The sequence below is a fragment of the Leptonema illini DSM 21528 genome, assembly GCF_000243335.1.
GTDB classification, from domain to species: Bacteria; Spirochaetota; Leptospiria; order Leptospirales; family Leptonemataceae; genus Leptonema; species Leptonema illini.
On the sequence record NZ_JH597775.1, the window covers coordinates 122,875 to 146,048 of the forward strand.

At 56.1% G+C, this 23,174-nt stretch carries 21 protein-coding genes and 2 pseudogenes; 16 read left to right on the forward strand and 7 right to left on the reverse strand.

Annotated features, from left to right (window positions below; all coding sequences use genetic code 11):
* Positions 1 to 11: 11 nt before the first annotated feature.
* On the reverse strand, positions 12 to 1,034 hold the full coding sequence (locus LEPIL_RS21065) for an ion transporter (RefSeq protein WP_002775886.1): 1,023 nt from the start codon (positions 1,032 to 1,034) through the stop codon (positions 12 to 14).
* A gap of 46 nt (positions 1,035 to 1,080) precedes the next feature.
* Between LEPIL_RS21065 and metF the strand changes: the two genes are divergently transcribed.
* Genes metF through LEPIL_RS21080 form a run of 3 tightly spaced genes read left to right on the forward strand, consistent with a single transcriptional unit; the run spans position 1,081 to position 4,754 of the window.
* On the forward strand, positions 1,081 to 1,971 hold the full coding sequence (metF, locus tag LEPIL_RS21070; protein WP_002775887.1) for a methylenetetrahydrofolate reductase [NAD(P)H]: 891 nt from the start codon (positions 1,081 to 1,083) through the stop codon (positions 1,969 to 1,971).
* Positions 1,968 to 3,716 (forward strand): GAF domain-containing SpoIIE family protein phosphatase, encoded by a 1,749-nt coding sequence (locus LEPIL_RS21075; RefSeq protein ID WP_002775888.1) that lies wholly within the window; start codon positions 1,968 to 1,970, stop codon positions 3,714 to 3,716. Before metF ends, LEPIL_RS21075 begins: the two co-directional genes overlap by 4 nt.
* A gap of 3 nt (positions 3,717 to 3,719) precedes the next feature.
* Positions 3,720 to 4,754, forward strand: coding sequence for a hypothetical protein (locus LEPIL_RS21080; RefSeq protein WP_002775889.1), 1,035 nt, complete (start codon positions 3,720 to 3,722; stop codon positions 4,752 to 4,754).
* 19 nt (positions 4,755 to 4,773) lie between these two features.
* Here LEPIL_RS21080 and LEPIL_RS22710 read toward each other — a convergent pair whose 3' ends face one another.
* Positions 4,774 to 5,391: a DTW domain-containing protein gene (locus LEPIL_RS22710; RefSeq protein WP_002775891.1), complete on the reverse strand. Its 618-nt coding sequence runs from the start codon at positions 5,389 to 5,391 to the stop codon at positions 4,774 to 4,776.
* A gap of 7 nt (positions 5,392 to 5,398) precedes the next feature.
* Positions 5,399 to 6,790 carry a diguanylate cyclase domain-containing protein gene (locus LEPIL_RS22715; RefSeq protein ID WP_002775893.1) on the reverse strand — a complete coding sequence of 464 codons (1,392 nt, stop codon included), beginning with the start codon at positions 6,788 to 6,790 and terminating at the stop codon, positions 5,399 to 5,401.
* Between the two features lie 214 nt (positions 6,791 to 7,004).
* Here LEPIL_RS22715 and LEPIL_RS21095 point away from each other — a divergent pair, with 214 nt between their 5' ends.
* Positions 7,005 to 7,763 carry a hypothetical protein gene (locus tag LEPIL_RS21095; protein ID WP_002775895.1) on the forward strand — a complete coding sequence of 253 codons (759 nt, stop codon included), beginning with the start codon at positions 7,005 to 7,007 and terminating at the stop codon, positions 7,761 to 7,763.
* 19 nt (positions 7,764 to 7,782) lie between these two features.
* Here the strand turns inward: LEPIL_RS21095 and LEPIL_RS21100 are convergent, their stop codons facing one another.
* Positions 7,783 to 8,697, reverse strand: coding sequence for an MYG1 family protein (locus LEPIL_RS21100; protein WP_002775896.1), 915 nt, complete (start codon positions 8,695 to 8,697; stop codon positions 7,783 to 7,785).
* Positions 8,698 to 8,734: 37 nt separating this feature from the next.
* Entirely contained in the window at positions 8,735 to 9,106 is a 372-nt protein-coding gene (locus tag LEPIL_RS21105) for a hypothetical protein (protein ID WP_002775898.1), read from the reverse strand.
* Between the two features lie 123 nt (positions 9,107 to 9,229).
* On the opposite strand from LEPIL_RS21105, the gene LEPIL_RS21110 reads away from it, so the two are divergent.
* Positions 9,230 to 11,326, forward strand: coding sequence for a mucoidy inhibitor MuiA family protein (locus tag LEPIL_RS21110; RefSeq protein WP_002775905.1), 2,097 nt, complete (start codon positions 9,230 to 9,232; stop codon positions 11,324 to 11,326).
* Position 11,327: 1 nt separating this feature from the next.
* Positions 11,328 to 13,022, forward strand: a complete 1,695-nt coding sequence (locus tag LEPIL_RS21115; RefSeq protein ID WP_002775907.1) for a mucoidy inhibitor MuiA family protein — start codon at positions 11,328 to 11,330, stop codon at positions 13,020 to 13,022.
* Between the two features lie 24 nt (positions 13,023 to 13,046).
* On the opposite strand, the gene LEPIL_RS21120 is transcribed toward LEPIL_RS21115, so the two are convergent.
* On the reverse strand, positions 13,047 to 13,706 hold the full coding sequence (locus LEPIL_RS21120; RefSeq protein WP_002775914.1) for a class I SAM-dependent methyltransferase: 660 nt from the start codon (positions 13,704 to 13,706) through the stop codon (positions 13,047 to 13,049).
* A gap of 86 nt (positions 13,707 to 13,792) precedes the next feature.
* Between LEPIL_RS21120 and LEPIL_RS21125 the strand changes: the two genes are divergently transcribed.
* Positions 13,793 to 14,578 carry a metallophosphoesterase family protein gene (locus tag LEPIL_RS21125; RefSeq protein WP_002775916.1) on the forward strand — a complete coding sequence of 262 codons (786 nt, stop codon included), beginning with the start codon at positions 13,793 to 13,795 and terminating at the stop codon, positions 14,576 to 14,578.
* A 107-nt stretch (positions 14,579 to 14,685) separates the two neighbouring features.
* On the opposite strand, the gene LEPIL_RS21130 is transcribed toward LEPIL_RS21125, so the two are convergent.
* Positions 14,686 to 15,102, reverse strand: coding sequence for a cysteine rich repeat-containing protein (locus tag LEPIL_RS21130; protein WP_002775917.1), 417 nt, complete (start codon positions 15,100 to 15,102; stop codon positions 14,686 to 14,688).
* A gap of 249 nt (positions 15,103 to 15,351) precedes the next feature.
* On the opposite strand from LEPIL_RS21130, the gene LEPIL_RS21135 reads away from it, so the two are divergent.
* The 9 genes and pseudogenes from LEPIL_RS21135 to LEPIL_RS21170 all read left to right on the forward strand — a co-directional run bounded on the left by LEPIL_RS21135 (position 15,352) and on the right by LEPIL_RS21170 (position 23,173).
* Positions 15,352 to 15,714: a response regulator gene (locus LEPIL_RS21135; protein WP_002775918.1), complete on the forward strand. Its 363-nt coding sequence runs from the start codon at positions 15,352 to 15,354 to the stop codon at positions 15,712 to 15,714.
* A gap of 60 nt (positions 15,715 to 15,774) precedes the next feature.
* On the forward strand, positions 15,775 to 16,125 hold the full coding sequence (locus tag LEPIL_RS21140; RefSeq protein ID WP_002775919.1) for an STAS domain-containing protein: 351 nt from the start codon (positions 15,775 to 15,777) through the stop codon (positions 16,123 to 16,125).
* Complete coding sequence (locus LEPIL_RS21145; protein ID WP_002775920.1) at positions 16,118 to 18,154, forward strand: chemotaxis protein CheA; 2,037 nt, start codon at positions 16,118 to 16,120, stop codon at positions 18,152 to 18,154. Before LEPIL_RS21140 ends, LEPIL_RS21145 begins: the two co-directional genes overlap by 8 nt.
* A 133-nt stretch (positions 18,155 to 18,287) precedes the next feature.
* Positions 18,288 to 19,067 (forward strand): annotated as a pseudogene (locus LEPIL_RS24220) (MCP four helix bundle domain-containing protein); the annotation flags it as partial.
* A 183-nt stretch (positions 19,068 to 19,250) separates the two neighbouring features.
* A pseudogene (locus LEPIL_RS24225) lies at positions 19,251 to 19,854 on the forward strand (methyl-accepting chemotaxis protein); the annotation flags it as partial.
* 366 nt (positions 19,855 to 20,220) lie between these two features.
* A complete protein-coding gene (locus tag LEPIL_RS21155) occupies positions 20,221 to 20,778 on the forward strand; it encodes a chemotaxis protein CheW (protein WP_002775922.1) in 558 nt (185 codons plus the stop codon).
* On the forward strand, positions 20,726 to 21,589 hold the full coding sequence (locus tag LEPIL_RS21160; RefSeq protein WP_002775923.1) for a CheR family methyltransferase: 864 nt from the start codon (positions 20,726 to 20,728) through the stop codon (positions 21,587 to 21,589). The genes LEPIL_RS21155 and LEPIL_RS21160 overlap by 53 nt, the downstream gene beginning before the upstream one ends.
* Entirely contained in the window at positions 21,573 to 22,127 is a 555-nt protein-coding gene (locus tag LEPIL_RS21165; protein WP_002775924.1) for a chemotaxis protein CheD, read from the forward strand. Before LEPIL_RS21160 ends, LEPIL_RS21165 begins: the two co-directional genes overlap by 17 nt.
* The gene (locus tag LEPIL_RS21170; RefSeq protein WP_002775925.1) at positions 22,124 to 23,173 is read left to right on the forward strand and encodes a protein-glutamate methylesterase/protein-glutamine glutaminase; all 1,050 of its coding nucleotides are present in this window, start codon (positions 22,124 to 22,126) and stop codon (positions 23,171 to 23,173) included. Before LEPIL_RS21165 ends, LEPIL_RS21170 begins: the two co-directional genes overlap by 4 nt.
* The last annotated feature ends 1 nt before the right edge of the window (position 23,174 follow it).

Genomic DNA, 23,174 nt, shown 5'->3' on the forward strand with positions numbered 1-23,174 from the left:
TCCGGGCGGAATCATTTTTCGGCGGGTTCACGCATGGTAAGATAGAACTGGTCCATGCGGTCGATCAGCTCGGTGATTTCGTTATCCACTCCTGGCGGGATCTCGCATGCTTCAATCTCTTCACCGAGGATGCGAAGCTCCATAACGCGACGCGCTCGTTCTACGGGCGAGAGAATGCGGTCCCGGAAGTATCGATGGAAGAGAACCGCAAGTGCGCCGATCATCAGTAAACCCGTGGCCAGTAGCGAGGCCTCGAACTGTATCTGGCGCCGGTTCAGATCGAAGAAGCTGATTAAGACTGCCTCTTCAGGGCTTGCCCCTTCCACGTACACGAAATCCCGCTGATGCCGCATGTGGGTCTGAATGTAGGTCTGGTCGGTAAGATAGAGCTCATAGGATTCGCCAGGGGTGCGTTTTTCAATTTTTAATATGCGATCGGGAAATAGCTCCTGAATGCCCTGCAGGCCCTGCGTATCCATGTACCTCTTGATCCGCAGAAGCCTGGAGCTGCGCTCCTCGTTGCTCAATCTGTCATGGATGGCGCTCATGGCCACTCCACCAAAAAGAAGAAAAAGGTACAGGAGTAGCGCCGACGAGCTGAGCAGCCGGAATTCCATGCGCGAGCCGCTCGGTCGCAATCCCATTGATCGCTCCTGGCTAAAAAACTGGTAGAGAGGAACGAGGCGGAGCAGGCGGCCTCCTCGTAAGATAAGATCTCCAGGGAGTGGATCGTCAGGGTTGATAATCAGCAGGGCGGCCGGTGGCAGAAGTGAGAAGATATCGATCCAGAAGAGGCTGCTTGTAAGGTATTCTTTTATAGAAGGGAAGCGTGCGACACGCAGCGCGCTTTCTATCAGGAAGAACAGCAAAATGAAGCGATCAAGCACCCCCAGCAGGGATTGCGTTGAAAGCGAGAGGTCAAAGAGAGAACCGGCAAAGAGCGGCGCCGCTCCAAACAGGATGATGCCGAGTGAGAGCAGGTTGAAAACCGGGCTTAAAGGCAGTTTTTTTACAAAAATGAGTGGATGAAACATAGGGAAGATAGGATTCTGCTCGTGTCGCTTCGCGGTTGATCCTTTTATGCATAGAATTTCGGACAGACTGAAGAAAAAACAACCGGTTTTTTCCTTTGAATTTTTCCCTCCCAAGAATGATGATGGAGAGCGTCTGCTGATGCAGACCATCGAAGATCTGAAGGCCTTGGAACCTGATTTTGTGTCAGTCACCTACGGCGCAGGCGGCTCGACTCGGGCGAAGACCCGGGAATGGGTTCGCAGTATCCAGGATCGTTATGCGATCCCGGCCATGGCGCATCTGACCTGTGTGGGCTCGGGACGCGAAGAGATCCGCAGCATCCTTGAAGACCTGTATTCTGATGGCATTCGCAATATCATGGCCCTTCGCGGCGATCCGCCGAAGGGTGAGACGGCCTTTGTGGCTCCGGCCGACGGATTTCGTTATGCAAACGAGCTGATCTCGTTTATTCGCTCGACGGGCCTTGATTTCTGTCTTGGAGCGGCCGCCTATCCCGAGGTGCATGGAGAGGCGCCGTCTGCAGCAGAAGACTTGCGCAACCTAAAACGCAAGGTCGATGCCGGGGCGGATTTCCTCGTAACGCAGCTTTTCTTCGATAACGAAAAGTATTTCTCCTTTGTGGATCAGGTTAGAGCGGCCGGCATTGAGGTGCCTGTCGTCCCCGGCATCATGCCGATCACGGCCTTCAAGCAGATCGAGCGCTTCACGGCCATGGCCGGATGCGCCATTCCCGATTCTCTTGTTAAGTCGCTTGCCGGCGTCCAGGATGATGCTGAGGCTCTGCTCAATCTGAGTCTGGAGTTTACGCTGCGTCAGTGTGAAGAGCTGCTTTCGAAGGGAGCTCCGGGGATTCACTTTTATACTCTTAACCAGAGCCGTGCCACGGCGATCATCCTTGATCGGCTGCGTCGCAGCGTCTCTGCGGAGCGCCGATGAAGGATGTTCTTACCCTGAAGCAGATCAGCGGGATCACGACGCGGATCAATTCCGAGCTTGATCTTCCTATTCTGCTTACCGTCATCATGGATACGGCGCGCGAGCTGCTTGATACGCAGGGAGCGTCGTTGCTTCTTTATGACAGGGACTCCGAAGAACTGATCTTTGATATCGCCCGCGGCGAGCGAAGCGGCATCCTCGCTCGCAAGAGAATTCCAAAAGGGCAGGGGATTGCCGGAGAATGCGCCCGCACGCGAAAGGCTATCATCGTAAACGACGCGCAGAGCGATCCGCGGCTGCTGCGCACGATCGACCAGGCAAGCGGATTTGTTACGCGAAAATTGATCGCCGTTCCGATGGAGGCGCGCGGAGAGCTTATCGGCGTGCTTGAAGCGGTCAATACGATGGATGGCCGGGATTTTACGAGCCGCGACGTCAGACTGTTAACCTTTCTTTCGGCAATGGCCGGCCTGGCCATCTATAACCGGCGACTGTATGCGAATCTTATGGATCGCATGGAGGAGCTGAACTGTATCCATGAGATTTCGCGCTCTCTGCACGAGCATGACGATCTTGAGCCCATGCTTGACGCTATCCTGACGGCCATCGAAGAGGTGCTCGACGTCGAGCGTCTTTCGCTCGCTCTTCGCGAGAGAGCATCGGGCGACTTCAAGATTCACCGCACGCGCGGATTCAGTCTTGAAGAGAACGATCTGCGCATCGATCCCGAGCGCGGGGTGGCCTCGATGGTCCTGAAATCGGGAGAGCCGCTTCTTGTGCGCGACCTTGTTCGCGATCTCGGTTTCACAACGGAGAATGCAGGCCGGTATCGAACGTCTTCTTTTATATCGGTGCCCATCCTTGTCGGTGACCACGTCAAAGGGCTTCTGAACGCGGCGGATAAAAAGAACGGCAACCCGTTCGATCAATTCGAGCTCAAAGTACTCACGACCATCGCCGCGCAGCTTTCATCGGCCATTCAGAGGCTCGATGCCCGGTCCCGCGAGATCGAGATTCGGATGTACCGCAAAGATCTTGAGACGGCGGCGAACATTCAGCGCAATTCGTTACCCGAGATCCCTGCCGAGATTGCCGGCGTTAAGATGGCGGCCGGTTATGAGGCCTGTCGCGACGTGGGCGGCGATTTCTACGACTTCCACTATCATTCTGAAAACCTGATGTCGTTTGTCATGGCCGATGTTTCGGGCAAAGGCGTGCCGGCCGCCCTTTTCATGGAATATTCGAAGACGTTGCTTGCAGCGCACATCCCCCGGCTCATACATCCGGTAAAATCGCTGACAGAGGTGAACGCCGAACTGATACGCAATTCGCGTATGGGCCTCTTTGTGACGGTCATGCTTGTGCAGGTGGAGCGCGACATGGATCGTCTGCGCCTTGCATCGGCCGGGCACAATCATCAGATTCTGTATCGGGCAAGAACAGGCACCATTGAATCCCTCTCAGGGCAGGGCCCGCCGCTTGGAACGTTTGAAGGGGCGGAGTATCGCGAGAAGATCTACCACTATGACAAGGGAGATCTTCTCGTGCTGTATACCGACGGCATCTCTGAGGCGCAGAAGCAGAATTTCGAACAGTACGGCGAGGATCGCCTCTTTGACCTGATTCGCCGGCTCGGCCATCTTGAGCCGACAGAGATCGTTAAGGCAATCTTTGCCGACGTAAACGATTTCATCGAAGGCGCCGAGCAGATGGACGACGCCACCGTTATGGTGGTAAGGCTGTAGGGCATGCTGTTTCACGGGCCGATAGAGGAGCGCATTGAGCGGCTGCTCCGGCTCGGCCAGGAGCATTCTGAGCGCTTTTGTTCGGCCGACGAGCAGATGAAGCGGCGCCTGTATCTGGCCAGACATCCGACATCGGTCCTTGTTCTGAAGTGCATGGATGGCCGCGTGCATATTCCCTGGGCTACCAGGATGCCGATGGGTATTATCCGTCCGTTTCGTAACCTCGGCGGGATGTTTGATCTGGGATGGCCGTATCTCGGCGAGATCCTCATGGATACGGTGCAGAAGGCCATGGCGGCCGGCAATCGCACTCTACTTCTTATTACGTACCATTATTCTGCAAGCTGTCATGAATGGGGATGCGCCGGCTTTCACTATGATCGCGAGAAGGCCTTCGAGCACGGGCAGCAGATACGCAATCAGGCGATACATCTTTTCGGCAAAGACGTCGTGTATCCCGTCGTCTGCGGATTTGAAACGGATCGCGAGGCGCTCCTCTTTCACGGCGATGGCGTCTTTGATCCTCTGAATGAGAAAATAGAGGCGGCGGATCTACCCGATCGTTTTCGATCGCTTTTTCCCGATATGCCTTCTTCGATACTGCGCGATCTTCTGCCGCTGGTGCGCGGGAATCTGAAACATGTCGGGACGACGGTGAATCGCGAAGGCTTTCAGGAGCCCGAGCATCGCGAATGGGCGCTCTGTATCGGTCGCGGGTTTGATTTCTTGCATGTGCCGAACGTCGCTCTCATCGTGGGCCCTTACAGTCCCGATCTGTCGGGCCCTATTGCGAAGGCCGGTGCGATCCTTGCCGAGAACATGCGAAGCGGGCGCATCGCAGACGATGGCTTTCTTTTGCTTGCTTCGTCGCCGTATTCAGAGCAGGGTATGGACCGCGCCCGCGCCGAGCTGAAATCAAGATTCCTTTCTGATTTTGCCGCCGACGTTCTGCGAACGGAGCATCCGGAGCTTGCGGCAAAGATGATACGGCGCACGGCCGTACTGAACTGGGACCGTCGCTCGCTTGAGCTCCTGTGAATCGTTTCGAAAAGCACAATCACGCGTCGCGCAGCGAATCACGGTGCAGGCCCTTTGAGCGCAGGATGCGATACACGGCCTCACGAAAGAAATCCATCATCTGTTTTTGAACTTCGGGCCCTTCGATGATGGCCAGAGCGGCGGCGACGGCCTCGAAGGTGCTGGTGCGGCCTTTCTCGGCCTGGTCTCGTAAGACGAAGATCGACGGCTCCTTGATGTGCAGATGCGCGAAGACGGCATCTTTGAAATGCGGATCGCGCCGCGTGATGCGAGAGGCCTGGTTCCAGGTTCCGTCAGGAACGATGAGCTCGATCTCGTCGGGGCGATGCCGCAGCGCAAGCTCGCTTAACTCGACGGCGTCTTCACGCGGGAAGAGGGCGATGCGAACGGGGCGACGCTTTATGATCGGCGCCGGCCGCTCGTGTGGTATGCTGCCGGCGCGAAGATGCAGCGTGCAATCACGAATCGCGAGTTGTAGCAATCGAATGGTGGAAGTCGTTTTAAAAAGCTCGGCGCTGTGATGAACGACCGTTAGAGCGCTTCGAATCGTTATCTGCGGAGCGGAGTCGCAGAGGCAGCTTTCTTTGAGCAGATAGCAGTCGGGGCAGCGTATTTCGGGGCGTGTGCGGTAGCGCATCGCAAGATCAACGATTCTGAAAGGCCGCCGTGCGGATTGTCTTTTTTCCTGCGCGCTTTGCCTCGTACATGGCCCTGTCGGCCTCATGAATGAGCGCATCGGCGTCGCGCCCCGAATGCGGAAAGAAGGCGATGCCGATAGAGACTGCAATCTCGATCTGTTGTCCCTCGGCATTCATGGGAGCGGAGACGGCTTCGATTACGTTTTCTGCGATCCTATGAGCGGCATGCTCTTCGGTCACATCGTGAAGCAGAATCGCAAACTCATCGCCGCCCAGACGGGCAACCGTATCGCTCGATCGCACCTGGCCGGCGATGCGACCGGCAGAGATACGCAATACGGCATCGCCGCAGCGATGTCCGTAAAGATCGTTGACGGGCTTGAAGCCGTCGAGGTCGAGATAGAGCAGAGCAAAGCGCCTGTGATGACGTTCGCCGAGAGAGATGGCCTGGTGCAGCCGGTCATAGAAAAGGGCGCGATTGGGGATGCCGGTTAACGAGTCGTAGTGGGCGAGCCGGCGAATCTTCTCTTCTGTCTGTTTGCGCTCGGTGATGTCGTGATGGATCGCGACAAAGCAGGCGATCTCTCCCGCTTCGTCAAGGATGGGCGTGATGGTCTGCCGCACGATATAGTTCTCGCCGCGCACGTTTCTCTCAATGGTTTCGTCGATCCACATCTCGCCTTTGAGAACGGTCTGCCAGAGCCGATCGTAATAAGGCCTGTCGTGTTTTCCGGACTTTAAGATATTCGGCGATTGGCCGATCAGTTCTTCGAGGGCGTATCCGCTTTGAATGGCAAGCGCCTCGTTGGCCCATTGAATCGTACCGGAAGGGTCCGTGATGAAGACGGCGTCGTCGGCCTTCTCAAGCGCTGCAGAGAGGGCATGGATGCGCTGACGATCGAGCATGCGCTCCACCGCCAGGCAGATGCGTTCGCCGATCTGCTCGATGCGTAGCATCGTTTTCGAGCCGATGAGGTCCTGGCCATGGCGGAAGTAGAGAGAGAAGCAGCCGAGCACGCGATCGCCGACGGTGATCGGTACGCTGATAACAGAATGCAGTCCCGCGGCCAGTGCCTGCTCCCTCCAGGGCTCAAAGTCCGGGTCGAGCACGGCGGTGTGAACGGTCCGGCCGGTTCGAATGGCCTGGCCTCCGGGGCCGGCAGCGAGGGCGTCGTCATCCCAGCGGATGCCGATCCGCTCCAGCTCGTCCCGGTAATGCCCGGCGCTGCCTGCGGCGCCAAGCATCCGGATGCGACCATCGCGCTCTTTCTGCCCGATCCACACAAAGCCGGCATCAAAGATCTCAACCGATTGCTCGCAGATGAACTGCAGAATGCGCTTTAGAGGCTCTCCTGCGAGCACCCGTCGGTTGATCTCGGGAAGCAGCGTCGCTTCCATTTTCTGATGCGGTGTTTCTTCTTCTGTTCTCTGCAATGACAAACGCTCCACGCTGAACGGGTTTTTGAGACATCCCCCAGAAAAGAAGGCATCTTTCTTCAAACTGCCTTAAAAAAGGCTTCTATAGCTTCTATAACAGAAGAGACGTAGAACAGGGAAGAAAGTACATCCCTTTTTTGAGATGCCAGAGTGGCGGCGTGGACGAAATCGGCTTATGACTGGAACCCCGTCGAGAGTTACTCTGTTTTCCTTCTTTATTTACGGACTGCTGCTCTCTGTAGCAGGCCTGGCTCTGCTTTTTTCTGATGCGCTGCCGGTGTTTGTTCCGGTGGCAGCGGCCTACGTCGGGCTAATCCTCGTATGGATTATCTCAGGCGGCGGGCTTCTGCTTGGATTCGATAGGGCAAGGGACCTGGCGCTTTCGACGGCGCTTCTTCATATTCTTTTCGCCCTGTCCTGGGTTGCCGCTCTGTACGATCTTGTGCCTGTTTTTGTGAGCGATGAACGACTGATCGAGCCGGCACGGACGGCGGCCATCGCCACCTGTTTTGTGATCGGTATGGCGATACCGGGCTGGCTTTTTTACAGGCTCGCAGGCCAGATCTCTGAGAAGATGCTGGATCGGCCCGCTCTTGTCCCGCTGCTTCTTTCTCTCACGGCCGTCTTTGCCGTCGTGGCAGCTGTGCTTGCTTTGCCCTGGCCTTTTTTTACGGGATGGATAGAGGGCACCGTCGGACGTCTGCTCTTCGCAGTGTTCGGACTGCTTTTAGCCCTCGCTGCCGCACTGCGCTGGCTCCGGACCGGGCTTCTTGCTCTTATCTTTGTTTTTGTTGCGACCGCCTTCTCGCTGACGATTGATGGCGTGAGCGGAGGCGCTCAGCTCGTGTCGGTATTTCTGACCCCGTTGATCGTCGGCACGCTTGCAACGGCCTATCTGTTATACAGACTCAGAAAGCGCAAGAGTGGCTTCTGAGCGTAGCGGCCTTTTGAAATTAGCCCGATCGTAAGGCCAGCTCTGCAAGTAAGACGGCCTCGTCGCGGCTTTTCGCGACGGCAAGATGTCCGCTTCTGTGGCAGAAGACGGCGCCGCTGATGCCTGATGCCTTTTCGAGTTCGCCGTCGATACGACCGCGCCATGCGTGCGGGAAGAGACCGTCCTTCACCCAGCGTGCATTCCATCGTCCTTCGGGATTCGGATGCACGAGGATGCGCACGGGCGTCGTTTCAAGATACCGGCGCGCCGAAGGATAGAAGGCATCGACGGCAAGCACCTCTTCGCCGCATCGTTCGCCGAGCTTCTTCAGCTGCCGGCCGCGATAGTTGGCGTCGAGGTATTGCTGCATGCCGATACGAAGGATGGCCGCACAGCCCATCGCCGTCTCTTCGAAGTCGGCGATCAGTCCGGGTCGAGCAAGGGCGATGTAGTCGCTGAACATAAAGCCTTTCACGTCCGTATCGGGCTCGTAGAAGCTGCAACCGGTGTTATCCGATAGATCGACGGGAAGCAGGATGGCCTCGTCGATATCTCGAAAGGCATCGTTGATCACTTCGTCAGAGGCGTCGGCGTTCAGGTTGCGCAAGATGTCGCGGCCATGATGTTTGAAGAAAAGACCGGCAGCGGAGTACGGATGCCCGTCCGGTCTTACGGGTGAACCGGGTTGATGATGATCATAGATGCGTCGCTCAGGGGCGTAGATGCCGCCCACGTCGGCGACGACAAACGTTCCGTCTCGATGCATCCCCTTGCCTTCGCCTGCGAGAACGTCGATACCTTCATCGGTAATGCGAAAGTCTCTTGTGCGAATCAGGCGGATGTCGGGCCATAAAAGCCTTGCCAGGCTGAAGGCAAGCAGATCGTCGGCATGCCCGGTTCCGGAATGTGTTAAGAATATGTCGGGTGCTTTCATGTTTATCTGTTATTAGACTTTCGCCGATTACAAAATCCTATCCTTTCGTTTTTGGTCCTGAGAAGATAAGGAAGATCCAGCTGACGGCGGCGGCAACGATATGTTCGCCGTTGCCCGTTAAATAGAAGAAGACGAGATTGATGAGCGACGCCCCTTCGGCAAGGGCCCACGAGAGCAGGCGGATTTGAAAATCCTGCTCGGCTGCCTTTGCAAGCAGGCGCGGAAGAAAGAGTGCGGCCGCGGCGCCTCCAAGGGCAGAGACGGCTCCGACCATTCTGAAGATCTCGGTTAGAGACGGCTCGGTCGATACTGCCATCGGATTGGCCGAACGTAAAAAATAAAAGGCCACGCCTGCAAAAAGAGGGCTTGCGCACAGGGCAAGATGAACGATACGCTGAACGGGAAGCATCAAGTAGCTGTCCGTGCCGCTCCTTCTGCTGCAATCCTTTTTCTTGAAGAGTAGAGGCTCGGTGGAATATAGAAAGAACGAACGTTGTCGGGCCGGCGTCGTCCAATCGACTCAGGAGAGTGTATGAAAAACAGGCGTTCCAGAAATCGGGCAGGGTTGGGCGCTGCCGCTTTTTTCGTCCTTTTCTCGGGCATCTTTCTTCATGGCAGTCAGATGCTGGTCGGCGCCACTCCGACGGAGCATCGGCTTCAGCCGCCGATAACGTCGGTGCAGCTTTATTCCGACCAGGCGTTGATTCGTCGCACCGCTTCTTTAACTCTCGAACCAGGGATGCAGTCATTGCGAATCGACGATCTGCCTGGATCTCTGAACGAAGACTCCGTCAGAGTATCGTTCTCGGGCGCGGGCGTGAAGATCGAAGAGATTCGCGTAGATACGGAATATCAGAAGCTCTACCGATCGCAGGAGGCCCGACAATCCGAGGAGCGCTTGCGTAATGCCGAGAATCGTCTTCGCCTTCTGAGCAATCGCTATGTGATGCTGCGCGATGAAGAGGCGGCGATTCGCAAGATCCATGTCGGCGCGGCGCCTGCTGATCCGAAAGCAGGGCGGCCCCTTGATCCGGATCGCTGGAAGGATACGCTGAATTTCATGCAGTCGCAGCTTCTCAAGAATCAGAGCGAAACGGAGCGGCTTCTTGAGCAGATCGACGGTGCGCGAGAGGACCTTGCCGTCGCCATCGCCGTTGCCGAACGCTTTCGCAGCGGTATAGCGCAGAGTCGCAAGACGGTAGCCGTGCGTTTTGCTTTCGACGGCAGGCAGAAAGAACGGCGTGACCTCACGCTCGAATATCGTATCGGTGGAGCGTCCTGGTTTCCGGTGTACCAGGCTCGCGTGATCAGCAAATCGGCCGAAGAGTCGGCGCGCGTTCGACTTTCGGTGTATGCCCTGGTCAGGAATGAAACGGGCGAGGACTGGAAAAATATCAGGCCGGTTTTCTCGGCGGCCGATCCGGCCGAGTCCTCCAGGTTGCCTGTGTTATCCACATGGGCGATTCGATCGGTCCTTGAAGAAAGCAAGAAAATAGATCTCTATAGTAAAGAGTCGCGAAAGCCGGCGCCCTCGCCGAGTCAGCAGCGCAGGGATTCGCCGGCCGTTCAGGTCGCTCAGGAAGAGGTCGCCCGCGAGCAGGTCGTCGATGACGGCGAGCCCGATCTCAAGCCAAAAGACGAGGTCGTGCGACAGAAGCTCAATATTCAGACCGGAAAATCGCAGGAATACTTCCAGAAGAATAACGAGATCGTCCAGGATAAACGAGCGCGCAATCGCACGGAGCAGGTAGAGGCGCTTCTCGGCGAGTTCCGCACGAATATACTCAACCGGGATCGCAGCCTTTCGGCCGGCCAGTACGATCGCGCCCTTGAATACAGCGATAGCGTGATTCAGAATATCCGCAGCCTGTCTCCCGCTCATCAGGGTCTCTTCGCCGAAGAAGAGCAGAAATCCCTGCGCATCCGCCGGCAGGCGCTTGAGATGATCGATGCGAAACGATTCACGTCAAATCTCATTCCTCCCGTGCGTTCTTCGAGAGGATTCGATTATCGTTATACATCTGAGAGATCAGAGACGATTCGCTCCGATGGCGCCTTCCGTCGTATCTTTCTGTTTGAAAAAGAGTTACCCGTCAGCCTGCTTTATGAATCGGCTCCGGCCAGGGCGCGCCTTGCCTATCTTGTCGGGCGGGCGAGGTATGCCGATAAGGTTCCGCTGCTTTCGGGGCCGGTTTCGGTCTTTCACAACATGGATTATACGGGCGAGGCGACGCTGCCCACCGTTTCAGGAGGCGAGAGCTTCGCATTACATCTTGGCGCCAACGAAGAGGTCGGCATCCAGCGTAGCGAGCGGACCTTTCGCAAGACCGAGGGTTTGATCAGTCGCAGCTACAGCAATCGCACCGAGGTAAACATTACGGTACGCAATCAGCGTCGTTCGACGGTGCAGCTGGATCTGCTCGAACGTATTCCCGTATCGGCCGATGAGCGCGTCAGCGTCGACGTCGTCTCGGTGGAGCCTTCGCCGCTTGAGAAATCAGAAAGAGGGATCTATAGATTCCGGCTGACGCTGAAGCCTGGCGAGATTCGAAAGATCCGTCTCGTCTATGACCTGACACACGGGGCCGACGTTCTGCCTGTGATGAACGAAACGGGAGTGGAGAACTGATATGAAAAGCCCATACTCAACATCACATGCTTTGTTGCGTCAAGCGGCGCGTTTTGGTGCCGCTCTGATCGCTCTCATCACGGCTTCGACGTTCGCCCAGGGAGGTGCCGAGGCGAGAGAAGAGGCAAAATACGGCAATGAGAGAAAGCGATTTGCTCCGCCTGTGCAATCCGTCATCGTGTATCCGGACCGCGTTCTCGTCAGCAGAGAGGCGAAGATCATGCTCGAAGAGGGTCGTCAGATCCTCGTCTTTGCCGATGCAAGCTCGGCCCTTGATCCGTCGAGTCTGCGCGGGTTTTCAGATGATGACGGCGTCGTCGTGCAGAGCGTGTCGACGTATGTGGAGCGTCAGAAAGAGATCCGCAGCGACGAACTGCGAGCCCTCGATGAACGCAAAAAGGCCCTCGAACAGGAACGCTCTCGCGAAGAGGCGGCCGTTGAGCGGGCGCGACTCGATCAACAGGGGCTCGATCGTTATCGTCAGTATCTGACCGAAACCATCTCAAAGGAGTCCGTCGAAAAAACGGGCAGCCCCACGGGCTGGTCCGATGCCATGGACTTTGTGGCGAAAAGAGCGCTTGAGGCCAAGAATCAGGAGCTGAAAGGCGTCGAACGCATCGAGCGTATTGCCGAGGAACTTTCCATATTGCAGAAAGATATCGATCGCTTGCGCAGCGAGGGGCAGCGATCGAAGCGCACGGTAGAGATTACCGTCCAGGTGGCGAAGCAGGGAATCGCTTCCGTAGGCTTTTCGTATCATATACGCGGCGCCTCGTGGAGCGTTTCGTATGGCATCCATCACCAGGAAGACGGCGGCGCCCTTGTCGAGTATTACGGTAACGTAAAACAGCAGACGGGCGAAGACTGGACCAACGTTCAGGTCCGCCTCTCGACATCCAGGCCGTCCTACGGAGCGCAACGACCCGGGCTCAGATCGTTATCCGTTTCGGCCCGTGAGGCGAAGGTGCGCGAGCAGATTCAGCAGGCAGAGGCAGAGGTGGAGCGGCCAGATGTTGAAGAGAGCGGCCCGGGGTCGGACGGCGATACGGGCGGCTACGCCTCGGTCGAGGAGAACACGGGTTCGCCCGTTTTCCTGATTCCCGGTCGGGCCGATATTCCGTCGGCGGAGCGCGCCTTCCGGTTAACGATCGCCCGGTTCACGTTGAAGCCCGTCCAGGAATCCTATCGCATCGTCGGAGCGCAGCAGCGTTCGGCGCATCTTGCCGTCACGTTAAAGAACGATCGTCCCTTCCCGCTGCTCGCCGGTCCCGTGGATTCTTATCGTAATTCGGGCTTTACCGGCCGCGGAGAAATCGGTTATACGCCGTCGGGCGCCAATCTTGTCGTCGGCTTTGGCGTGGATCGCAACGTCAGGCTGCGTCGCGAGGTGCAGACATACAGAGAGAGCGGTCTTTTCTCGGGCAAGGTCTTCCGCACGATCATCGATCTTGAAGTCGGTAACGAAGGCGGAGAGGCGCGATCCATTCAGGTATTCGAGCGCATCCCCGTTTCAGAGCTGGAGTCGGTAAAGGTTCGCATCCTGCCCGAGACGACGCCCGGTTTTACGGAAGAGGTGGAGAAGTCGGGCATCTTGCGCTGGAGTATGAGCCTTGCATCGGGAGAAAAGCGCAAGATACGACTGGCCTTCGAGGTAGAGACGCCCTCGGATTTTAAAGGAGAGATCTACGGTCGGTGACGTCTCGCCGGCCGGCCGTCGTTTTCAGGGGCCGGTCTTCGAGGGAGTCGGCCCTTTCGTGTAGACCGCTCTGTAAAAAGGAAGCATATACTTGAAATAAGCCTCTTCTTTTAAGAGCAGGCCGGATTCGCGAAGGGCTACATCGGTAGCGCGGTTCAGATGACATCCATCTGCGGCCAGCCTCCAGGCCGGCGTGAAAAGATCCTGGAAGAAGGCCGTGTTTCTTTGGTGTGAGCGGATATGTTCGAGCACGACAAGGTGGCCTCCAGGTTTCAGCCATCTGTAGATCTTCTCAATGGCCTGCTTCGGATGCGGGATGGTACAGAGGACAAGCGTGCATACGACGGCATCGACGCTTTCGTCGCCGATCGCTTCGCTGACCGACGGCTCTTCAATGCCCGCATGTAGCGGACGTATATGCAGAGCATCGGCCAGGTGTTTCAGTTTCTCTTCTGCTCTCTGCCACAGATGGCGGTTCGGCTCGACGGCGATGATTTCGTTAACGGTAGATGTGACGTAGAACGAGAGATTCGCGCCGGAGCCGGCTCCTATTTCAACGATACGCCCGTGCAGGCCTTGTAACAGCTCTTTGCGATGATGTGATAGAACGCGTCTTTCAATGCTGTGCATGAAAGGATCATAGATCATGGCGAAGAAGCGAGCATAGAGCCTGCGCGAAGACATATCGGTATGCAGCCCGGGACCTGCTATGCGGGCAAGTTCAATTCACGCTTGACGGAGAGCGGTCATCGCCGCTTCATAGGAGCGACATGGGACGCACCCTTTTCATCGGCGACATCCATTCGGATTTTGAAAGCCTCGAGATTCTTGTGCGTTTCATGCTGCATCGCGTTTCTGGTATAAGCCGGGTCGTGCAGGTCGGCGATTTCGGATTCTGGCCGTTGCAGGCCTCCTGGCTCTGGTATCCGAAGTCGAAGCTGCCCGTGCCCGTTTCCTTTATCGACGGCAACCACGAAGACCATGTAGCTCTCAGGCGAGCTGCTTCTAATGACGCTACAAAAGTAAGCGAGCATTACGATGCCACGTATATCCCCCGCGGGTTTGTCGGCGATGGCTTCGTTTATTGCGGCGGGGCTACATCCTACGATCGTGCCTACCGCACAGAAGGACTGGACTGGTTCCCCGAAGAAAACATCACCGATGAAGAGATCCGTCGCGGCATTCGGAATTGTGAAGGGCAGAAGATCCGCATCATGGTGGCGCATGAAACGATCCGCGAAGCATTCCGGCTTATAAAGCGGCCGAACTGGATCTTCGCCGATCAGAATCGCGAGCGGCTTGAAGAGCTATTCAATGCTGCTCGACCCGAGATCTATATTCACGGGCACTATCACTTTTTTAGCGAGTATGAATATCTGGGATGCCGATTCATCTGTCTGCAAAACCCCGATCATTTCAAGCATGAGCTCGTCCAGACCGAAGAACTGATGCGCGTTGAGGGGTATTCGGCGCGCGTGGTCGATGCTTTTATGCATGTGGCGCAACGTTGCTGCGCCGTCGCAGATGTTGAAGAAGGTTTGATCAGCTTCAGGTGACCGCTCCCCTCTGAGCTGTCATTTTGAGGGGAGCGGTCTTTGCCTGGAAGGACGTTAACCGCCCGATAGACCGCCCGCTGGAGACGATGCTCTGGCCGGCGGTTGAATTATTTGCCCGGCCTCTGCTGGCCCGGACCTCTTTGCACATGGGCCTTGCAGGCCGCAGTCAGATCAGCTTCGTTTGCTTTCAGGCACTGATAGATGCGACCCTGGCCTCTCTGCACGTCGGCACAGAATTTCAGGATGTCATCCTGGCATACCATAGCGCCGTCCTGCATGCGAGCGCGGGCACGGTCCAGCTGTGCCTTGCAGTTCGCCTCAAGCGAGCCCTCATTCTGTTTCAGGCATTGATAGACGCGGCCCTGGCCGTGTTCGATTCCGGCGCAGAACTTCTGGATGTCGGCGGCACATGCGTTTTTGACGCGTTGCGGCCCGGCAGGGTTTTGAGCGAGAAGAACTGATCCGGCGAGAAGAATGGCTCCGACTGCTACTGGCAGAAGGGAGCGAAGGTTGATACGTTTCATCAATGTTCTCCTTAAATAACCGTTACATGATTGGACCATGCTCCGAAGGGATTGTCCACTGTTTTTTCAAAATTGCTGGAATTCGCTTTTCACGCTGTCGAAAATAGATAGATTGAATGAGCTGCTCGATCAAAGGGTCTGTCACGGAAGGACCGTTTTTTGGGTGTTTTTTTATTCATGAGTTGAAAATCGTTTGACCTTTACTGGCAGGCGTCGTCCCGTTCTGGGGCGAAAGAGGTAGGAGAACGAATGGCAAAGAATATTCTTATCGTTGATGACTCGGCGGCGCAGCGCAAGGTCGTGCGTCTTGCCCTTGAAAGCAAGGGATATCAGATCTTCGAGGCGACAGACGGACAGGATGCTCTGCAGAAGCTCAATCCCGATCTTCATCTTGTCGTATGCGACGTAAACATGCCGGTCATGGACGGGCTGGAGTTTGTAACGCAGATCAAAGCGAATGAGCAGTATAGATTCCTGCCCATCATCATGCTTACAACGGAATCGCAGGAAGCGATGCGTGAGAAGGGCATGGAGCTCGGCGTGCGCGCCTGGCTGAATAAGCCTTTCAGTATGGAGCAGCTGCTTGATGCCGTCGCGCGCCTGATGCTCTAAAGACCCGACCCGGAGGCTGCCGGGGTACGGGATCACTTCTAACAATACAGAGGGGTGTTCATGAACGATTCAGGAGATCAGATAAATCCTGAGGGTAATATAGAGGAACGTCTACGAATCGATGGGGAATTCCGAATAAGAAACGCTGCCTCAGTGCGTTCCATGTTGCTTGAGCGATCCCACGATGCATTCGTCCTCGATCTCGGCGGTGTAACGGAGTTTGATACGGCCGGCGTTCAGATATTACTCTCTCTTAAGAAAGAACGTGAGGCGAAGGGGCAGTCGTTTCGCTGCGTCGCGATGTCGGAGCCCGTAGAAAGGCTGCTCTCATTTTATAATCTGCGCGATGTCTTTGATGCCGGAGCCGGGTCGGTTTCACAGCAGAGCGTCTCGGGAGGCGAAGATGGCTGATCCAAGAGAAAAACAGGGGTTTGAAGATTTCGCCGTCGAAACGCGGGAAATGCTTGAGAGCATGGAGCTCAATCTGGTGCGTATCGGTCGGGGAGAGCGCGATCCGGAGCTTCTCAACTCGCTTTTTCGCTCCGCACATACGATCAAGGGCACATCGGGCATGTATGATTTCGGTGCCATCGCCGAATTCGTGCATTCTCTCGAGAATGTGCTCGACGGCGTGCGCGGAGGGCGGATCGAGTTAACCGATACGCTGATCGCCGCCGTGCTGCGATGCAAGGATCATCTTCTTGATCGCATGAGAAGCTACGAAAACGGTCGTTATGAATCAGACGATCTTCTTGCTGAGGGGCAAGAGGCGGTCGCTCTGCTGCTTGAGGCGGCCGGTGAAGAGGCGCCGAAGCAGCAGAAGAAGCAGGAGGCCGTCGCCGGCGAGAGGGCTTCTGAACTATGGAAGATCCATCTGCGCTGCAAGCCGAACTTGCTTGCAAACGGTCTCGATCCGTATCCGTTCTTGCGTTTTCTTACCGAAAAAGGAAAGATAGAAGAGCTTGCCGTCGATGATTCGCTTCTGCCCGTCCTGACCGACCTTGACCCGCAGAGCGCCTATCTGAGCTTTGATATCGTCTATCGCTCTACGTTGAATCACAAGCAGATCGTCGACGCCTTTGAGTTTGCCGCTCACGATGTTGAGTTAACCGTCGAGCCTCTGATCGCAATCGGCCATGCGAGCGGAGAAGCGGTCCGAGAGCAGAAGACGGCGAAGTCCGCTCCGGCAGCGAAGGCCGCTGCAGCGGACCAGAAGGCGGCGAAGGCTAAGACGAAGCGCTCTATGCGTGTTGATGCCGACAAACTCGATCTTGTCGTCGATCGCGTCGGTGAGGCCGTCGTCATCGCCTCGGCTATCCATCAGATGGCCCTCAATCTGAAAGACGAATATCTTGAAGAGCTATCGCACCGCATGTCAAGGCTGCTCACAGAGATACGCACAAACAGCCTGAAGCTGCGTATGGTTCCCGTCGAGACCGTATTCGCTCGCTTCTCGCGCGTCGTCTATGAGATGGGTTTGCAGCTCGGCAAACCGGTGCAGCTTGTGCTTCACGGCGGCGAGACGGAGCTTGATAAAAACCTCATCGATCACCTGGCCGATCCTCTTACGCATATGGTGCGCAATGCCATCGATCACGGCATTGAATCGTCCCCTGAGGAAAGAGAGCGAGCGGGCAAACCGCGCGAGGCGACGATCACTCTGTCGGCCTCGCATCGCGCCGGAGAGATCATCATCGAGGTGTCTGATGACGGACATGGGATCAATCCCGATGCCGTCCTGCGGCGCGCTGTAGAGCGAGGGCTGTATAACGAGGGCGATCCGATTCGTGAGGATCAGATCTACCGTTTCATATTCGAACCTGGCTTCTCCACAGCGAAAGAGGTGACCGAGCTATCGGGCAGAGGCGTGGGTCTTGACGTTGTGCGCAAGAACGTTGAATCGCTGCGCGGAAGGATCGAAGTCGAATCGGAGCGCGGCAAAGGAACGATGTTTCGCATTATTCTACCGCTTACGCTTGCCAATATCGACGGCTTCCTGTTGCGCGTGGGCAACAACCAGTATGCCATACCTCTTGATATGGTGAACGAATGTATGGAGTTTCGGGCGGAGGACTTCGTCGTCGGAGAACAGAACTTCATCCGTGTGCGCGGCAAGGTCATCCCTTTCATCAACATGAACGAGCTTTTCGGCGAACCCGAAGAGAAGGGCAGTCGGCGCAACCTGGTAATCGTGCATGCCGGTAGCCTGCAAGCGGGGCTTGTTGTTGATGACCTTCTTGGGCGCATGCATTCGGTGATCAAGCCGCTGGGCGAGCTTTTCGAAGAAACGAAAGGACTGAGCGGCTTTGCCGTCATGGGCGACGGCTCTGTGGCGATGATCCTCGATACGGGCACGCTGCTTGCCGAGGTACGTCGACTGAACGACCGTATGGTCGAAGAGAACATCGAGCGCGAGCTCGCCGACGTCTATGTAGACTGAAATCTTCTCTTTGAACAAGGGCGTTCTATAGATACAGAAGAAAAGACGATGTGCGTCTCGGGCAAAAATATCCGGGCGAACATCTTTGAGATAGGAAAAGAAATAGAAAAGGGTAATAGCAGGAGGCTATGCTGTGAGATGGCTAAATAATATCAAGATCGGCCCCCGGCTGATCGTAAGCTTTTTAATCGTGGTCGGATTAGCAGGCCTTGTCGGCTTTGTGGGCGTCAACGCGGCGAGCACGCTCAATCAGGTATCTGTTGATATCTTTAATATTCAGTTTGCCGGCCTTTCCAGGATGAAGCAGGTTAATATCGCTCTGAACGACAGCCAGAGGCAGGTAAGGGCAGTTTTGATTGAAGATGATGCCAGCCGACAGGCTTTCAATATTGGCCGTATGCGACAGGCGCTCGACGAAATGGAAGAAAATCTCAAAGCCTATGAGAAGTTGATCGTTAAAGAGGAGGAGCATCGTATCTACGACGAGATCATGAATCAGATGCCCGATTATCGTAAGAATCTGGAAACGATGATCTCTCTGCGGCAGAAGAACGGCGATGAAGGCGACGAGATGGCCTGGGATTTTTACAATAAGAATATGCACGAGTCACTCCTCGCCATGGAGAAAAAGGTCGTCGAACTGGTTGGTATGAACGAAACCCAGGCCCAGGATGCCCTGAAAAACGCTAATGAGACCTACGAGAATGCTCGCAATACGATCATTTTGACGGCCGGTGTGGCACTCGCGCTTGGCCTGGGCCTCGGCCTGATGCTCACGTTCAGCATCACGCGACCGTTAGGCATGGTCGTCAAGGCAGCCGAGCAGGTGGCGCTCGGTGATGTGAACATTGAGCTGGAGGATCGTGCTCGCGACGAGACGGGTATGCTGGCCCGGGCCATGAAAAAGATGATCGATGCGACTCGCAGTATTGTAAATGACGCCGAGAAAATGGCCGCGGGCGATATGACGATCGATGTGCTCGTGCGTTCTGAAAAGGACGCTCTCGGTCATTCGCTTTCTGATATGGTGGCGCGCGTCGGCGAGGTGATCTCGGGCGTGCTCTCGGGAACGGCTAATATCGCCAGCGCCTCGGAGCAGGTCAGCTCCACATCGCAGACGCTCAGTCAGGGTGCGAACGAGCAGGCGGCCAGCGTCGAAGAGACAAGCTCGTCGCTTGAAGAGATGTCGGGCACGATCACGCAGAACGCCGACAACTCGCGCCAGACCGAGCAACTGGCCACCAAGATGGTTAAGGATGCAAACGAAGGCGGAGATGCCGTGAAGCAGGCCGTGCAGGCCATGAAGGATATTGCCGAGCGCATCGCCACAGTCGAAGATATCGCCTACCAGACGAATCTGCTGGCTCTGAATGCTGCAATCGAGGCCGCACGGGCCGGCGAGCACGGAATGGGCTTTGCCGTTGTGGCCAATGAGGTGCGTAAACTTGCAGAGCGTTCGCAGTCGTATGCCGGTGAGATCAGTAACTTCGCGAAGAATTCGGTAAACGTCGCCGAGCGTGCCGGGACGCTGATCTCTGAGATCATACCGAGCATCTTAAAGATCTCTGATCTGATTCGTGAGATCTCGGCGGCAAGCGAAGAACAGAAGCAAGGCGTCGATCAGATCAACTCGGCGATGGGGCAGCTCGATCGCGTTACCCAGCAGAATGCATCGGCCTCTGAGGAGCTGTCGAGCATGGCCGAAGAGCTGACCGGGCAGGCGCAGGATCTGCAGAAGCTCGTGCAGTTCTTTCGCGTGAAGAACATGGAATCCGTCGTTCGAAAGGGCGAGCAGGCAGCCCAATCGTCCCATCGTGGCGTGAAGGTGGCGCGCATGAAGAATGAAGAGGGACGCTCCGGTAAACCCGAACCCATCGACGAATCGAAATTCGATCGTTTTTAGCAGGCTGCTGAAAAAGCAGCCTGCTAAGGCAAAATAGGATGTTTTGCCAAAATGGCCTTTTTGGGAAAAGGCCATTTTGTAAGGATTTTTGGGCTTAGCTCAAAAATCCGTCAGCTGAAAAAGTCCACGGATGGACTTTTTCAGCTGCCTGTTAGGAGGATGTATGGCTGTACTTCGAGTAAACGCGAATCAGTATCTGACCTTCCGTCTCGGTAGCGACGAGTTCGGAATCGAGATTCTAAAAGTGCGTGAGATTCTTGAGCATCGTGAGCCGACGCGCGTGCCGCGCACCTCGCGCTTCATCGCCGGTGTGATCAATTTGCGCGGCAACGTCATTCCCGTCGTCGATCTGGCCCGGCTCTTTCAGGGCCGCGCCATCGATATCACGCGGCGTACCTGCATCCTGATTCTTGAGGTACCTCGCGAAGATGAAGATCTCGTCGCCGGTATTCTCGTCGATACGGTGAACGAGGTCGTCGCCATCCCGCCTGAGAATATCGATCCGCCGCCGAGTTTCGGGGCGCGCATTCGAACGGATTTTATCAGAGGCATGGGTCGCTTTGACGATCGCATCGTTATTCTGCTCAATCCGGCGTCCATGCTGGATTTTGACGAGATAGCGGCGCTTGCGAAAGAGATCGATCCTGAAAAGCTGAAAGAGGTGGCTCTTGCGGGGGCAAGATCGCACGAAGACGGAGGCGCCGCTGAACAGGCCGAATAACATCGTCGATGCTGCGTTGACGGCGAAGGAGTTCAAAACGCTCGCCGATCTCGTATTTCAGTACACGGGCATCAAGATGGATGATCGCAAGGTGCCGCTTATGGCCGGACGCCTTGCGCGACGGTTGCGCCTGTTACGTCTGTCAAGCTACAGCGAATACATCGACTATCTGACCGCCGATTCGTCGGGCGAAGAGCGCGAGATATTCGTAGATTTGATAACGACGCATGTGACTCATTTCTTCCGTGAACCCGAGCATTTCAAGTTCCTGGCCCGGCATCTGAATTCGCTGCAACGCTATCCGCTTAACGTCTGGAGCGCCGCCGTTTCTACGGGCGAAGAGGCCTACAGCATCGGCCTCGTTCTGCAAGACAGACTCGGATCGTCGCGCTGGCAGGTGCTCGGCACCGATATCAGCGCCGAGAGCGTCGCCCGCGCGAGGACGGCGCTTTATCCGATGACGGGAATCGACCAGATACCCGAATACTATCGATCTCGATTCCTCTTAAAGGGGAGGGATTCGATGGAAGGCTACTTCACGCTGAGCCGCGAGATACGGGATCAGGTGAAGCTGGATACGATGAATCTCATGGATTTCTCTTCTCTTCCCGGAGGGTTCCGGCCTGATATCGTCTTTCTGCGTAACGTCATGATCTACTTTGGACAGGAGGAGAAGCAGAGCGTCGTCGATCGTGTCGCCTCTGTGATGCCCGAAGGGGGCATTCTCATGATCGGGCATTCCGAATCGCTGAACGGGTTGAAAACACGATTCAAACTGGTACAGACCGCAGTGTATGAAAGGATCTCTTGAAAATCGTATGAGCGAATATAAACCGATCGATCCGCCTGATTCGATTCTTGACGTTTTCTTGCATCCAGGAGAGTTTTACTGGGGGCGAGAGAATACGCGCATCCGGACGCTTCTTGGAAGCTGCGTATCGGTAGCGTTATGGCATCCCGTACATCATACAGGAGGCATGTGTCACTTCATGCTGCCCGGGGGAAAAGGCCAGAGGCATCCGAAGTATGCCGATAGCGTCGTCGAGATGATGCTTGATGAGATTTCAAAGGGGACGGGGCGTCCGTCCGAGTATCACGCGAAGGTATTCGGCGGAGGACATATGTTCTCGCGCATCGACGAAAAGTTCAAGCGGGCCGGACATGTGGGGCAGGCTAACGTCGATGCCGCTTTTACCCTGCTGAATGCAGCCGGCTTTCGCATCGTCGCCACCGATACGGGCGGATACCGATACCGCAAGCTCATCTTCGATCTCTGGAGCGGGCACGTTTATTTACAGAAGCAGGAGAAGGCTCCGGACTGGGTCGACCCCGATCCGGACAGAGTATGATGAAACAATTCACCGTCCTTGTTGTCGACGACTCCGCTGTCGTGCGCCGGAACCTCACGAACATCCTTTCAAAGGATCCGATGGTGCGCGAGATCATGACGGCATCAGATCCTGTTTTCGCGCAGCAGAAGATGGCGGTGGCCTGGCCCGACGTTATCATCCTTGATGTGGAGATGCCGCGTATGGACGGCATCTCCTTTCTCAAGCAGATCATGGCGGAGCGCCCGACGCCTGTAATCATCTGTTCTTCTTTAACTGAAGAAGGCGCCGCTCTTACGATGGAGGCGGTGGCAAGCGGAGCCGTCGATATCATCACAAAGCCGAAGCTGAACGTAGGCGGTTTTCTTGAAGAGTCGGCCGATCGTTTCTTGCATGCGGTGCGCGCCGCCTCCATCTCGAACGTATCACGTCTGGCGAAGCGCAGGGAGCGGCCTTCTGCGCCCGACATCGTATCGCGCGGACCCGCTCTTGCAGGTACGACCTACAAGCTTGTGGCCATCGGAACGTCCACAGGCGGAACAAATGCCCTTGAGATGATTCTGACGGATCTTCCGCCGCTTTCGCCGCCCATCGCTATCGTGCAGCATATGCCCGAGCGCTTCACGGCGCAGTTCGCGCAGAGACTGAATTCGCTCAGCCAGATCGAGGTAAAAGAAGCGGTGAACGGCGAAGAGATTCGCCCGGGGCTTGCCGTCATCGCTCCGGGGAACCGGCATATGCAGGTGCGTATGAGCGGCGCCCGATTCTATGCCGAGATAAAAGACGGACCTCCTGTTAACCATCATCGGCCGTCCGTGGATGTGCTCTTCCGCTCCGTCGCCGAGAGGGTGGGGCCTAACGCCGTAGGCATCATTATGACGGGCATGGGTGATGACGGCGCCAGAGGCCTGCTTGATATGAAGAAGGCCGGCGCCTTCACGCTTGCCCAGGACGAATCAAGCTGCGTCGTCTTTGGTATGCCTAAAGAGGCCATCGCCCTTGGCGCCGCCGACAGGGTCCTGCCGCTTTCGGCGATCGCCGCCGAGATCGTACGGCACGGACATTGAA

Excerpts from the sequence above, each read along its gene's own strand:
- LEPIL_RS21155 (WP_002775922.1), top strand. The coding sequence starts at position 20,221 with ATGGCTGTACTTCGAGTAAACGCGAATCAGTATCTGACCTTCCGTCTC.
- LEPIL_RS21100 (WP_002775896.1), bottom strand. The coding sequence starts at position 8,697 with ATGAAAGCACCCGACATATTCTTAACACATTCCGGAACCGGGCATGCC.
- LEPIL_RS21125 (WP_002775916.1), top strand. The coding sequence starts at position 13,793 with ATGGGACGCACCCTTTTCATCGGCGACATCCATTCGGATTTTGAAAGC.
- LEPIL_RS21065 (WP_002775886.1), bottom strand. The coding sequence starts at position 1,034 with ATGTTTCATCCACTCATTTTTGTAAAAAAACTGCCTTTAAGCCCGGTT.
- LEPIL_RS21145 (WP_002775920.1), top strand. The coding sequence starts at position 16,118 with ATGGCTGATCCAAGAGAAAAACAGGGGTTTGAAGATTTCGCCGTCGAA.
- LEPIL_RS21135 (WP_002775918.1), top strand. The coding sequence starts at position 15,352 with ATGGCAAAGAATATTCTTATCGTTGATGACTCGGCGGCGCAGCGCAAG.
- LEPIL_RS21115 (WP_002775907.1), top strand. The coding sequence starts at position 11,328 with ATGAAAAGCCCATACTCAACATCACATGCTTTGTTGCGTCAAGCGGCG.
- LEPIL_RS22710 (WP_002775891.1), bottom strand. The coding sequence starts at position 5,391 with ATGCGCTACCGCACACGCCCCGAAATACGCTGCCCCGACTGCTATCTG.
- LEPIL_RS21165 (WP_002775924.1), top strand. The coding sequence starts at position 21,573 with ATGAAAGGATCTCTTGAAAATCGTATGAGCGAATATAAACCGATCGAT.
- LEPIL_RS21140 (WP_002775919.1), top strand. The coding sequence starts at position 15,775 with ATGAACGATTCAGGAGATCAGATAAATCCTGAGGGTAATATAGAGGAA.
- LEPIL_RS21075 (WP_002775888.1), top strand. The coding sequence starts at position 1,968 with ATGAAGGATGTTCTTACCCTGAAGCAGATCAGCGGGATCACGACGCGG.
- LEPIL_RS21110 (WP_002775905.1), top strand. The coding sequence starts at position 9,230 with ATGAAAAACAGGCGTTCCAGAAATCGGGCAGGGTTGGGCGCTGCCGCT.
- LEPIL_RS21080 (WP_002775889.1), top strand. The coding sequence starts at position 3,720 with ATGCTGTTTCACGGGCCGATAGAGGAGCGCATTGAGCGGCTGCTCCGG.
- LEPIL_RS21170 (WP_002775925.1), top strand. The coding sequence starts at position 22,124 with ATGATGAAACAATTCACCGTCCTTGTTGTCGACGACTCCGCTGTCGTG.
- metF (WP_002775887.1), top strand. The coding sequence starts at position 1,081 with ATGCATAGAATTTCGGACAGACTGAAGAAAAAACAACCGGTTTTTTCC.
- LEPIL_RS21120 (WP_002775914.1), bottom strand. The coding sequence starts at position 13,706 with ATGTCTTCGCGCAGGCTCTATGCTCGCTTCTTCGCCATGATCTATGAT.
- LEPIL_RS21130 (WP_002775917.1), bottom strand. The coding sequence starts at position 15,102 with ATGAAACGTATCAACCTTCGCTCCCTTCTGCCAGTAGCAGTCGGAGCC.
- LEPIL_RS21105 (WP_002775898.1), bottom strand. The coding sequence starts at position 9,106 with ATGCTTCCCGTTCAGCGTATCGTTCATCTTGCCCTGTGCGCAAGCCCT.
- LEPIL_RS22715 (WP_002775893.1), bottom strand. The coding sequence starts at position 6,790 with ATGGAAGCGACGCTGCTTCCCGAGATCAACCGACGGGTGCTCGCAGGA.
- LEPIL_RS21095 (WP_002775895.1), top strand. The coding sequence starts at position 7,005 with ATGACTGGAACCCCGTCGAGAGTTACTCTGTTTTCCTTCTTTATTTAC.